This window comes from Pontibacter anaerobius, from assembly GCF_026241195.1.
Classification (GTDB): Bacteria; Bacteroidota; Bacteroidia; order Cytophagales; family Hymenobacteraceae; genus Pontibacter; species Pontibacter anaerobius.
In genome coordinates this window covers 277,701-290,278 of sequence record NZ_JAPFQO010000007.1, presented here as the reverse complement: position 1 = coordinate 290,278, position 12,578 = coordinate 277,701, and the positions used below count along the sequence as shown (strand labels likewise).

Annotated in this window: 8 protein-coding genes and 1 tRNA gene; 3 read left to right on the top strand and 6 right to left on the bottom strand. The window is 52.7% G+C overall.

Going from position 1 to position 12,578, the window contains the following annotated elements; all coding sequences use genetic code 11:
* Positions 1 to 187 precede the first annotated feature (187 nt).
* From OO017_RS11975 to OO017_RS11955, 5 genes are all read right to left on the bottom strand, one after another.
* The gene (locus tag OO017_RS11975; protein ID WP_266052731.1) at positions 188 to 1,147 is read right to left on the bottom strand and encodes a PorP/SprF family type IX secretion system membrane protein; all 960 of its coding nucleotides are present in this window, start codon (positions 1,145 to 1,147) and stop codon (positions 188 to 190) included.
* 3 nt (positions 1,148 to 1,150) lie between these two features.
* Positions 1,151 to 4,747 (bottom strand): DUF8696 domain-containing protein, encoded by a 3,597-nt coding sequence (locus OO017_RS11970; protein WP_266052730.1) that lies wholly within the window; start codon positions 4,745 to 4,747, stop codon positions 1,151 to 1,153.
* A 497-nt stretch (positions 4,748 to 5,244) separates the two neighbouring features.
* Positions 5,245 to 6,150 carry a DUF2167 domain-containing protein gene (locus tag OO017_RS11965; protein ID WP_266052729.1) on the bottom strand — a complete coding sequence of 302 codons (906 nt, stop codon included), beginning with the start codon at positions 6,148 to 6,150 and terminating at the stop codon, positions 5,245 to 5,247.
* Positions 6,151 to 6,451: 301 nt separating this feature from the next.
* Positions 6,452 to 6,524, bottom strand: a tRNA-Met gene (locus OO017_RS11960).
* An 83-nt stretch (positions 6,525 to 6,607) separates the two neighbouring features.
* The gene (locus tag OO017_RS11955) at positions 6,608 to 8,437 is read right to left on the bottom strand and encodes a BamA/OMP85 family outer membrane protein (protein ID WP_266052728.1); all 1,830 of its coding nucleotides are present in this window, start codon (positions 8,435 to 8,437) and stop codon (positions 6,608 to 6,610) included.
* A 184-nt stretch (positions 8,438 to 8,621) separates the two neighbouring features.
* On the opposite strand from OO017_RS11955, the gene hemW reads away from it, so the two are divergent.
* From hemW to OO017_RS11940, 3 genes are all read left to right on the top strand, one after another.
* Complete coding sequence (gene hemW, locus OO017_RS11950) at positions 8,622 to 9,749, top strand: radical SAM family heme chaperone HemW (protein ID WP_266052727.1); 1,128 nt, start codon at positions 8,622 to 8,624, stop codon at positions 9,747 to 9,749.
* 72 nt (positions 9,750 to 9,821) lie between these two features.
* On the top strand, positions 9,822 to 10,232 hold the full coding sequence (locus tag OO017_RS11945) for a hypothetical protein (RefSeq protein WP_266052726.1): 411 nt from the start codon (positions 9,822 to 9,824) through the stop codon (positions 10,230 to 10,232).
* An 80-nt stretch (positions 10,233 to 10,312) separates the two neighbouring features.
* Positions 10,313 to 11,083: a cyclase family protein gene (locus OO017_RS11940; protein WP_266052725.1), complete on the top strand. Its 771-nt coding sequence runs from the start codon at positions 10,313 to 10,315 to the stop codon at positions 11,081 to 11,083.
* 425 nt (positions 11,084 to 11,508) lie between these two features.
* Here OO017_RS11940 and metF read toward each other — a convergent pair whose 3' ends face one another.
* A complete protein-coding gene (metF, locus tag OO017_RS11935) occupies positions 11,509 to 12,465 on the bottom strand; it encodes a methylenetetrahydrofolate reductase [NAD(P)H] (RefSeq protein ID WP_266052724.1) in 957 nt (318 codons plus the stop codon).
* Positions 12,466 to 12,578: the final 113 nt, after the last annotated feature.

The following is a 12,578-nucleotide window of genomic DNA, read 5'->3' as shown; positions in this document are numbered from 1 at the left end:
ACCACACTTTTATTACTTTTTGCATTTACACCTCACTGGGCGCTATCAATCAGGAAGGTAACATCGCATACATGAGGCACAGCGTTTTTTTCTGGGCAGAATATTGGAATAAAACAAACGGCCCCGGCTGTTGCAGCAGCAACAGCCGGGGCCGTTCAGGGGATTGAGAGCAGTATCTAAGCTATACTTACCACACCCACTGTGGGCAGATGATGCGGTTATCGTTGAGCAGCTTAAAGCCGAGCACCACTTCATGGGTGCCGGCGCTTACCCGGTTTAGATCTGAAGTGGTAAAATCGTAGGAGTAGGAAAGGTCGAGCAGGGGGCTGATGTAGACACCCACCATTGCCACAATCGCATCTTCGTGGCGATAGGCGCCGCCAAGCCAGAAGCGTTCGGCATACATCACGCGCAGGCTGGCGTCGATAGAAGCCGGACTCGGATCGGCCAGTTTCACCATAACCGACGGAATGACGTCTATACTTTCAGTTGGCTCCAGGCGGTAGCTAGCTGTTATAAAGTAATGACGCTGCAGATCAAGGCCTGCTTCACCGCGCGTGTCTGCCTTAAAGCTGCCGGCATCCTCCAGCAGTTGCGCTCCCGCCACGCCTATCGAGAAGTTGCGTGAGTACAGCCAAAGCCCCAGGTTCAGATCCAGCACGGTGTTGTTGATGTCGCCCCCTCCCAGCAGCGGATCGTTCTCGTTGGAGAAATCAAGGTCGGCGGAATTGATAGAGTTACGGATAAGACCGGTAGAAACTCCGCCCGACAAATTTATACTTGTGGTGAGAGGCAGGTGATAAGCATAGGACACACTAAGGCCTGTGCGGCGCAGCGGCCCGGTTTTATCTGTGTGCAGAATCGCACCTACGCCGTGGTGCGCCAGTGCCCGGTGGTACTTGTTGCTGGCCGCTCCTTTGTTTAGCGGCGTGTGCGCCGACAAATAATAAGTACTCGGGGCACCATCGATACCCACCCACTGCCGCCGATGGCTCAGCCTGATGTCGGCGTAGTCTTCGATACCGGATATGGCCGGGTTGAGCAGGTAATTATTGAGCATGTATTGGCTGTACTGCGGCCGTTGCTGCCCCATAGCCTGCATGGCCACGGCCATCAACGAAAGTATAAGTATAAGCGGCTTGGTCATGTCTTATCGGATAATGGTCACGTTACCGGAAAGCGGCTGTTCATTCGTGCTGCGGAGGTAAATGAGGTAATAGTATGTAGCCACCGGCAGCTCTTCGCCATTGTATGTGCCGTCCCATGGCACACCGTAGCCTTTAGAGCTGAAGATCTTGTTGCCCCAGCGGTTAAATACCTCCACCCGCATATCCGGGTAATTCTCATAGTTCTTTATCTCCCACACTTCGTTCACATTGTCGCCATTCGGTGTGAAGGCGTTTGGCACCTCAATGGCCGGTATCACCTCAACTGTTACGCTGGCTGTGTCCGTACAGCCTTCTTCCGTAGTCACGGTTAAAGTATAAGTGATGGTCTCTTCTGGTCTGGCCACAGGGTTCTGCAGAGTTGGGTCATTGAGGCCGGTGGCCGGCTCCCACAAGTAAGTAGCGCCACCAGAGCCGCGCAGTTCTACGGGCTGGCCTTGTATAATGGTCACATCCTCACCGGCGTCCGCCTCAGCGATAACCACGGTAACAGTAGCCGGCGTGCGGCTCATACTAACACATTCCTGGTTATTCACGGCCTCCACATAGTAAGTTGTGGATTGCGTTACGTTATCAATCGGAAACTCCGCCCCAATAAAGACTGGATTGCCTCCTGTAGATGAAGTATACCACCTGTACTCCATGCCGTCCGCGTTGGCCACTGCTAGGGTAACGGAGCCGTTGAGGCAGGCAGTAGCGTTACTCACGGCAACCACCGGAGCAGCCGGCACAGGCAGTATAGTCAGGCTTGCCACATTAGAGGTGTCGGAGCAACCGCCCGAGAAAACGATCCTACGGAACCATGCTTCGCGGTTTAGCGGGGCTGGTGTATAGCTTTGGCCAGTATTGGTGCCTGCTGCCTGCACAAACCCGCCATCAGGGCCTGTGGTGCTGCTCTCCCATAGGTAAGTATACCCACCCGCACCGTCTGTTGGCATACTTCCGGCAATCTGCGCCGGCACCTGCCCCTCGCATACATCTGTTTGGGTGGCAGTGATCGTGTTATTGCGCAATGCTGGGGCTACCCGGATTTCCAGCACGCCTGAGGTATCGGCACCACAGGCGGCTGAGCTCACCACGCGTCGGAACCAGGTGGTAACCGTAAGATTACCAGGCGAATAGTTCTGCCCGGCATTCACACCTACCGCCTCTCCAAAACCGGCAGCAGGGCCTGTGGTACTGCTCTCCCATAGGTAAGCATAGTTACCGTTGCCGCCAGTAGGCTCCGTGCCATTAAGTATAGTCGGAGAGGTGCCGATACAGACCTGTGTCTCATCTGCACTGATCTCGTTGTTTGCCAAGCCAGGATAAAGCGTGATTTTAACTGCCTCGGAATAGGAAGTACAGCCAGCGGAAGTTACAGCCCTTCGGAACCAGGTCTCTCCCTGGCGTAACCCTCCCGCCGGTATGGTGTAGTTCACATCATCGTTAGTGCCTGGGGCACTTGCAAAACCCGCAGACGGCCCCGTAGTGCTTACCTCCCACAGGAAAGTGTAAGGCCTGCCGCCTCCACCCGATGGCTCCGAGCCAATAAGCGGGGCTGGCGTATCGCCTTCGCAGATCTCAGCCGTTTCGGTAGTAATGGTATTGGCGCTGGCAGGCACCGGATCCACCGCTACAATTGCCACCACATTGCTTATGTTTTCGGTACAGCTACCGGAAAAAACCAGGCGCCTGACCCAGGTATTACCCGAGACGGCCTGCGTAGGTGTATAGTTCTGGGTGTTGTTTGTGCCGGGTGCCGCCTCAAAGCCTCCGTTAGGGCCCGCAGTACTAATCTCCCAGCGGTAGCGTGGCGGAGAATTAGGGTCACCGCCCGAAGGAACGGAACCTGTTAGCACAGGCGGTACATCTCCTTTACACAGACTCTGCACCTGCTCTCCCTCCACCTCTATAGTATTATTCGTGATGCCCGGCACCACACTGATCGGGATAGCGGTAAGATCACTGATACAGATGACGCTGTTAGCTGTGTCGATAGCCGCCACATAATAAGTTACATCGTTTGTAAGGGATGGAGTGGTGAAAGACGGACCTGTTTGCAAAGGCACTGCAGTGGGGTCATTCGTATCGAACCAGGCAAAGATGGGCCCCGGGCCGGAGGGAGTAAGCCGTACGGTATCGCCAGCGCAGGCTATGCCTGGAGCCTGTACAATTGGCGCTGCCGGCTGCTGAAGTATAACCACCTCCTGCACGGGCGCCGGCTGCCCCTGGTAAATAGCGTTGGAGCTACCGCACTCGTTTATTGCCTCCAAAGACACAGTGTACCTGCCGGGTTGGGAAAAGGTATGCCTATAGGTAAACACATCAGAGTTGAAGGTTTGCGTAGTGCCTGCAGGGCCAGTGATGGTAAGCCTGACGGTTATGTTCTCGCCCAGGTTCTTATCCACAAACAATCCTCCTCCAAATCCGCCCCCCGGTCCGCTACTGCTGTAGTCTATCTCGGTAGGACCGCAAACCGTCACGCTTGGCGGCAACTGCACCTGCGGCCAGCCTACCACAATCCCCTGGGAGGTAGTGTCAGACTCACAGCCGTTGGTCACGATCTGCTCTATGGTGTAAACCCCCGACTCCGTAAACTGTATCTGCGGCTCTGCCGATGTGGAATCCCCAGACTCAAAAAACCACCCCTGCGCCGGCTGCACCGACCATTTATAGGTTAAGCCGCCACCGGTGGCGCTATCAGCCAGCGTTACGATAACAGGCACGCAGGGCGGCACCTGATCTTCCTCTACCCGCTCCTTTTTCTCTATCGAGAAGTTGGCCTTGGGCTCCTTGTTCACATTAAAGTCCTGGGTAAAGGTTACTTCGCAACCGTTGCCGGCAATCGCCCTGATGGTGATAGGAAATGTGCCGATGGTATCGTAAGCGGTAGGGTTTGAGACCGGAAAGTCGCCGCGGCTGTACTGCTGCTCCGGGTCGCCGTTTCCCCAATCCACAAAGTATGTGCGGATGTCGGAAAGGTAAGGCTCTGCTACTTCATTGTTGATTATCGCGAACTCCTCTATTTCACTATCCTCTACAGAATCCGGTAAGCATACCTGAAAGTTGGCCTCTTCTGAAAAGCTGATTTCCGGAAGGCTGTTTACTACAACATCTCTGGGCGCAGCGCTTACCTCGCAACCAGCTGCACTGGTGGCAACAACTGTCACAGGAAATGGCTCTGCCCCTACACCAGTAGAGGTATACGTATGCGTTACTTCTGCCCCCCTTGCGGTGCTGCCATCCCCAAAATCCCAAGTATAAGTCACGCCTGGTTCTGGCGGAAAGTTTAAGGAGAAAGTAAGCTCATCACCGGCACACACAGGATTGTTGGGTGCCGGTGCAGGCGAAACTGTATAAGTAGGAGTGGCAGGAAGTGGATTAACTGTAATTACACGCTCGCTGGAGGTGTTTGTGTCGCATGTGGTTCCAGCACCTCCTGACACACGCACCTGATAGGACCCAGATTGACCTACCTGCAGTGTTCGCCCTGTTTGCCCGGTTAAGTCTGCACCATCCTTAATCCATTGGTAGTTGTACCCCTCAGGCGCTATCAGTTCAGTAGTCTCTCCCTCGCAAAGCACAGTACGCCCGTTCACGGTAATAGTAGTAGGGCAGCTCTGCGCCCAGCCACTATTAGCAAACAGCAACAGCAGAGGGAGCAAGCTAAGAAACAAATGCCTTTGTAAAAGAAGGTGCATCAAGGTAGGAGTTAAGGGTGATCTATAGGCTCAGAGTTTATGCATTACGAAAATTATATATATTAAGATACACAAGCGTTTAGCTTTGTACCGGCCATAAGGGGTAATACAACGCCCCTTGGCAGCAGAAAAAGGCGGGCCATTAGCCGCAGAGGAAACAACTTGGCACTATGCCCGCTTATACCTCTATTGCCAAAACCTGTAAAAGGTTACGTGGCTTCTTCGATTTTTATTATATGTGAATGTATAACGGATTGACAGTCTGAAAATTGCGATAAAACCACACTGAACTTATATTGAAGCTGAGGAGTGGAAGACAGAGAACAAACTATAAAAAACAAAAGCGCCTAGCTCATACATGAACCAGGCGCTTTCCTGATATAGCTTGCGGTAAATTAACCGGTTACTTTTTCCTGCACTTCTTCCTCCACGGCCGCTGCGTCCTCTTTTTTACCTCTAAAGCGTTTCCACAGGGAGCCGCCCAAGCCAGCCACAGCAACAGCTATAACTTTCCAAAATTTAAGCAGCAGGGCAAAGAAGCCTACTTTTGTAAGTACTTTACCGGCAACCAGTCCTCCAATTGTCCAGGAGGCCACTTCATCCACATCCGGGTTGAAGTCAAAATAACTGTGCCCCTGCTCAAAGGAAACGCTACTGGTAATTAAAGGAATGTTTTGCTTTACCTCCGGCAGGCTTTCCATGTTGGCAATGGCATTGAGCATCAGAACTCCTTTGCGACCAAGTATACGGACGTTATAGTTGAGCGTGTTTGTCTCGGCCTCTCCGAACTTTACCTCTTTGGCCCAATGCAGTATCTTGCTTTCCTGGTCATAGTATGGCTCCGAAGCCCAGCCGATGAGCTGAATCTTCTCGTAGCCGTTGGCCACGCGCTCTTCGTTGCCGGCAATCATGTCATCCTTCATCGTGTTCAGCAGCTCAGCATAGTCAATATCCTCCGCATCTTTGTCCTCTACGTAGCCGATTTCATCAAACTCGATATCGAACACCCACGCATCATCGTCCAGCACACCCTTATCCTTAGGCACAAGCATGCCCATGGTAGTGCCAGACGCAGGGTTGCCCCAAAGCTCCGTCAGCACATACTCCGACTGCTCCGCATCCAAATACTTAAAGCCTTCCGGCACTTTGATCTTTGCCAGCCCGTCGCCTAACGATATCTCCCCATACTGATATTGAAGGGAGTTTTCAATTTCCTGGATCTGCAGTTGCAGCGAGTCTGTTTGGGCAAAAGCAGGGAACACGCTCATAAAGAGCGCCATTAACATGTAAAGTTGTTTCATAAAAAAGTGGTAAAAAGGTTGGTTTGACAATTTCACGAGAGACTATAGAAAAAGTACAAGCGCCGCTGCAGCACCAGCGACAACAGCACAAATAGTATAGGCTACCGTAAGACTAAGTATAAACAAGGGCACAATATACTAGATATCACATATTGTTTCAGCGTCTGCTTAAAATATAATTCCAGATGCTATACTTTGAGGTTGGATTTCATACCTGAAGGGGCTTGCAAGAGGAGATGCAACATCAGCGCACAAAAGCAAAAACGCCTGACTCATTTCTGAATCAGGCGTTTTTCTGAGGTAGCGGGGACAAGACTCGAACTTGCGACCTTTGGGTTATGAGCCCAACGAGCTACCAACTGCTCCACCCCGCACTGTTAGTATGATGCAAAAGTAGACTAAAGAAGTTTACCATGCAAGTGTTTATACCTAAAAACCCTAAAAAAGTTGGCCTGCGTTAGAATTTACTTGTTATCCCAAAGTGAATCTTGGAATACTTAAACGACAGCGGCTGCTGTTCGGACTTTCCCAGTGAGTATACCAGCTGGAAAATGCCCGCACCGGTGCTGAAGCTGATCCCTGCGCCCACCCCGAAAGGATAATCATCCACCGATACCCGCTCCAGATCACGCCGAAAATAGCCTTGGTCATAGAAAAGCAGGGCGTAGGAGTCGGAGGCAGTGAAGAGCCGGTACTCCAGGGTGCCCACGGCATAGCTGGAGGCATAAAAGAAATAATCGTCGAAGCCGCGGAGGGAGGAGAGGCCACCCAGCCGGTACATGTCGTTCAGGAAAATGCGGTCGCTGAAGAGGGCCTCGCCGCGCAGCCTGGTAAGCAGGGCGCTGTTCTTACCCAGCCGCAGGAAGTTCTCCAGCCGCATGCTCAGGCTCAGTTGCGACTTCTTCATGTCCAGGGTATCGTAAAAGCTTTTCTCCAGGTCGGCGTTGCGCAGCAGCTTTTTGGTGCCGGCGGCAAACTGCAGCTCCGCCAGCCGCCCGCGCCGCGGAAAGTAAAAGTCGTCGAGGTTGTTCCAGAGGTAGTTCAGGCCGTAGGTGGTGGTCTGGGCGTCGGCCAGGTCGAGCTGCTGCAGGCGCCGTGGGCTCACCTCCGAAAGTATGCGGGAGTTGCGCCACTCTGTAAACACACTAAACTTACCATACTTTAAAGTATAATATCCCAGCTGCAGGCGCGGCTGCACGGTAATAAAGGTGGAGTCCTGCTTGAGCAGGTTGAATTTGGTGCCGACCTCAAAGGGGCTGCCCAGAAAGTTGGGGTGCAAATACTCCCCGTTAAGTATAACCGAGCCTGCGCTTACCCGCCGCCACTGCAGCCCCAGCTGCTTGCCGGAGCCACGGATATTGCGGATGTTCAGGTTCGCCTCGCCGGTGATCAGCAGCTTGTCCTGCCGGTTGGGGTCTGGCAGAAAGCCTACCACACCATCGATCTGGTTAGCCTGCCGATCCTCCAGGTAATAGTATACTTTGGCTTTGTCGCTGGTAAAGCGCACCTGCGGCGAGCGCGTGGATTTGATGTAGGACAGCTGCGTTAGCATCCGCTGCGAAGCGTTTATCTGGTCCTGGTTGTAGAGCTGGCCGGGCAGCAGCTGCAGGTAGCGCATCAGAAATTTAGGTTGTGTCTTGGTCTTGCCTACGATCTCCAATGTATCATACTTCACTACAAAAGCCTTCTCCACCATCAGCGTAGCAGCCACTTTGTTATCGGTTATACTTACTGAATCGAGCCACACGTTGGCGAAGGGATAGCCGTTGCGCTCGGCGTAGTCCAGGATGCGCTGCTGCAGCTTCACGAACTCGGCTGGCTTAAAGGGTACGTTGTTGTAAAATTTCTCTCTAAATCCCGCCTCTACCAGTAGCCCCTCACTCAGGTTTCCGTTGCGCAACTGCGCCCACTCAAAAGGCTGGCCAACATGAAGTTTCACGTGGAGCGTGTCGCGGGCAAGGTATAAACTGTCGGCGGAGGCCAGCAGAAAGGCGTCCTGCTGCAGCCGGTACACCAGCTCCCGCACCTCCTTCACGGCCTCGGCCGAGTCGGGCAGCGACTGCCGGAAGTTATACTGCCGGAGCACCTGTTTGCCGCCGGCATCCAACGCCTTCACCGACAGTTGCACCCGGTTGGCAGGCGGTGCTTTGTCTGCCTTTTCGGGCTGCTTCACCTCCGGCTTCTTTGCCTGCTCCTGCTTCACCGGGGCTGGCGGCTGCACCTCCTGCGCACGCACCCGCGGCTGACACAGCATCAGGCAAAACAAGAAGGCAGCTATTTTGTACATTTGTGCGGTTGAACTGTTAAATGGTAAAATTGTTAAAAGGATGTATGGATCAACAACTAAGTTCGGTTTATACTTTATTCCTGCAAAGGTAAGGGGTTCTGGTTTACTTTATACTTTAAGAGAAGTACAGTTTGCAGACCATCAACAGTTTAGACATCCATCAATTTAAGAATTAAATACGACTTTGTCCGGCATATACCTCCATATACCTTTCTGCAAACAAGCCTGCCATTACTGCGACTTCCACTTCAGCACTTCGATGGGACACAAGGCGGCTACCATAGAGGCCATTGCCCGCGAACTGGAGCTGCGGCAAGAGTACCTGCAGGGGCAGACCGTGCGCACGATATATTTCGGTGGCGGCACGCCCTCGCTGCTCACGCAGCAGGAATTGGAGCTACTCCTGCAAACCATTAAAAGGCTGTTTATAGTTTCGGGGGAGGCGGAAATAACGCTGGAGGCCAACCCCGACGACCTCTCGCCTGAGAAGCTGCAGGAGCTGAAAGCCGCCGGCATCAACCGCCTGAGTATAGGCCTGCAGTCGTTTCATGAGCCGCACCTGCGCATGATGAACCGCGCCCACAACGCCACGGAGAGCCTGCAGTGCGTGCGCGATGCCCAGGCCGCCGGCTTCGATAACATCACCGTGGACCTGATCTACGGCATCCCGGCACCGGACCATACTATCTGGCAACAGGACCTGCAGACACTCTTCTCGCTGAACGTGCAGCACGTTTCCTGCTACGCCCTCACCATTGAGCCAGACACGGCGCTGGGCCGCTGGAGCAAGAAAGGCAAGTTCAAACCCTCCGGGGATGAATTTACGGCCCGCCAGTTCGAAATTCTGCTGGAGCAGATGGCGCAGCATGGGTTCGTGCAGTACGAGATCTCTAACTTCAGCCAGCCCGGCCACGAATCGAAGCACAACAGCAATTACTGGCGCGGCGTGCACTACCTGGGTGTGGGGCCGAGCGCGCACTCCTTTAATGGCCACAGCAGGCAGTATAACGTAGCCAACAACCGCAAGTATACCGAAGCCATCAGCCAGGGCACTGTGCCGGCCGATGTGGAAGAGCTTACGCTGGCTGACCAGGCAAACGATTACCTGCTTACCACGCTGCGCACCATCTGGGGCTGCGATTTAACTTTGCTGCGCGATAAGTATACCTATGATGTGCAGGCAACACACGCCGCTTATCTGCAGGAGCTCCAGCAAAAGGAGCTGGCAAGTATAAAAGGCGGCATACTATACTTAACGGACAAGGGAAAGCTGCTGGCCGACCAGATCACGCTCGACCTGTTTGCGGAATGATCGCTACCGAATTCTATGTACTTTTTTAAATAAGATTTATTCGTAGCTTTGGCTGTTACCTGACCATGCCCGATGCAGCAACTCGAAACGCTTTCCCAAAACGACATCAGCAAGATTGCCATAGATCGTGTGCATAACCTGATATCCCACACGTGGCTGCGCCAGGTAAAGCACGAGGAAATGCTGCAAACAGCCAGTAAGCTACATCAGCTGATGCTGGAAAACCGCACCGACAAACTACTGCTGAGCGCTTTGGCGACAGGGTCGCTGTCAGCCGAGACAAAGGAGTGGCTCTCCACCACCTATTACAAGTCTTTATCAGAACTGGGCCTAAAGAAGTTGGCCCGGGTGCTGCCCTATAACCTGTTCAACAAACTTTCGTTCGAGTCTGTGGTGACCAGAGCAGAGGCTTTAGGCACCGTTAACTTTGAAATCAGGAATTTCCCCAGCAATGAGGCTGCCCTGCTGTGGCTGCGGGGGTAACGCTAACCGAGAAGCCATACTTTATTTGTCGGGCAATATTCATACTTTTAAGCTATACTTGCTAAAAAGCCCGCCATACCATGAAAGCCACCATCACCTACCAAAACCAGACTTATACTTTCGATCCGCTACAGCCGCTGGATATTTCGATGCCGCTGCATGACCGAGAAGTGCAACCCGAGTGCTTTTGGGCAGAGCCGGTAGCTTTTGATGTAATTAGGGTAGGGGACTTTGTGGGAAGCGTGGCAGAAGGCGGCAGCACCAACTATAAGCGTGTGCATGTAACCCCGCACGGCAACGGCACCCATACCGAGTGCTACGGCCACATCTCCGCTGATGAAATCGCCACCATACACAACTGCCTGAAGCGCTTTTTATTTGTGGCACAGCTCATAACTATAACTCCGCAAAAACAGGAAAACGGTGATGAAGTAGTAATGCTGGAAGATGTGAAAGCGCAGCTGCAAAACCTGAAGCCTGAAGCTGTGATTATCCGAACCCTGCCTAACTCCGATGATAAGCTCACCCGCCACTACTCCGGCACTAACCCGCCATACTTAGAGTACACCATCGGGCAATACCTGGCGGAGCAAGGTATACAGCACCTGCTGCTCGATCTGCCTTCTGTAGATAGGGAAATGGACGAGGGCAAGCTCCTGTGCCACCACGCCTTCTGGCAGTACCCGGAAAACACGCGATGCGGGGCCACCATTACCGAGCTTATTTACGCCCCAGACTATATTGCTGATGGTTTATACTTACTGAACATCCAGATCGCCAGCCTCCAACTCGATGCCAGCCCCAGCAAACCGGTACTTTATACTTTATCGCCGGAGTTTGCCAAGTTGTAGAGGAGGCAGGCCGCGAGCAGTTTGTCGCCTCCTGTATTTCTTTAGCTAATTGTCCCCTTGAGGACAAGTGAGAACGAGAGTTTGAAACTTGCGACCATGAGTCAATAGGGATGTTAAGCTCGCGGAGCGAAATGCTTTTGATAGCAAAACTGATGAGTTTGCATGTGTAAACACCCCTGCGACCCCCTCAAGGGGACAGTCTGCGCTATCTGTGACACATAAATACCGCCAGTTTGAGCGCAGCGGTAAAGGTGGTTAAGTATGAATGCCAGTTTATAACTGGCATAAGTAATGTATGGAGCAACGCCAGTTAAAAACTGGCGCCAAGTATAGCCACAAGTTGGAAACTTGCGGCAGAACAAATAAAAAGCCGGAGCATGCGCCCCGGCCTCAGGTTAGAAAGTATAGATTAGTAAAAGGTGTTCTTAAAATAAAGCCTCGGCCACTTTACGCACCGAGCCCGATTTGCCCATAGAGTAGTAGTGCAGGCATGGCACGCCAAACTCCATCAGCTCTTTTGATTGCTGTATGGCCCACTCCACGCCAACCTGCGCCGCTGCTTTGTTATCCGGGCAGGCTTCAATAGCATCGGCCAGGTCGCAGGGTATTTCGATGTGGAACAGGCTTGGCAACAAAGTGAGCTGGGTTTTGGTGGTCATCGGCTTTAAACCTGGTATTATCGGCACATCAATACCCTCTGCGCGGCAGGCGTTCACGAAATCGAAGTATTTCTGGTTGTCGAAGAACATCTGCGTGACGATGTACTCCGCGCCTAGCTCCACTTTCTTTTTCAGCCAGCGCAGATCCGATTTTAAGTTAGGTGCCTCGAAGTGCTTCTCCGGGTAGCCGGCCACACCAATGCAGAAATCGGTGCAACTGTTGCTTACCTGCTCATCGTCTAAATAACAACCATTATTCATCTCCACCACCTGCTCTATCAGTTCCGACGCGTAATGATGCCCTCCCGGCTCCGGCACAAAGCGTTGCTCGCTCTTTACGCAGTCGCCACGCAGCACCAGCACGTTGTCTATGCCCAGGAAGTGCAGGTCGATAAGGGCGTTCTCGGTTTCCTCTTTGTTAAAGCCCCCGCAGATCAGGTGCGGCACCGTGTCTACCTTATAATTGTTCTGGATGGCGGCACAAATACCTACCGTACCGGGGCGCTTTCGCGTGGTAATTTTCTCCAATAAACCATTCTCGCGCTGCTTATACACGTACTCTTCGCGGTGGTAGGTCACGTCAATAAAAGGCGGCTTGAACTCCATCAGCGGGTCAATGTGGCTGAACAGGGTTTTCATGTTCTCGCCCTTCAGCGGAGGCAGAATCTCAAAAGTAAACAGCGTTTTGCCGTTAGCGTTTTTGAAGTGGTCTGTTACTTTCAATTTATGATGATGGTTAAATTGCTTAGTTGTTACATGGCTGGTTTGCATTGCCGGGTCCAACCACCCCTAACCCCTCCTTGTCTAAGGCGGGGAACTTTACCTACAACTTCAAT

Coding starts and splice junctions, on each gene's coding strand:
- OO017_RS11975 (WP_266052731.1), bottom strand. CDS start 1,147: ATGACCAAGCCGCTTATACTTATACTTTCGTTGATGGCCGTGGCCATG.
- OO017_RS11945 (WP_266052726.1), top strand. CDS start 9,822: ATGCAGCAACTCGAAACGCTTTCCCAAAACGACATCAGCAAGATTGCC.
- OO017_RS11940 (WP_266052725.1), top strand. CDS start 10,313: ATGAAAGCCACCATCACCTACCAAAACCAGACTTATACTTTCGATCCG.
- OO017_RS11965 (WP_266052729.1), bottom strand. CDS start 6,150: ATGAAACAACTTTACATGTTAATGGCGCTCTTTATGAGCGTGTTCCCT.
- OO017_RS11955 (WP_266052728.1), bottom strand. CDS start 8,437: ATGTACAAAATAGCTGCCTTCTTGTTTTGCCTGATGCTGTGTCAGCCG.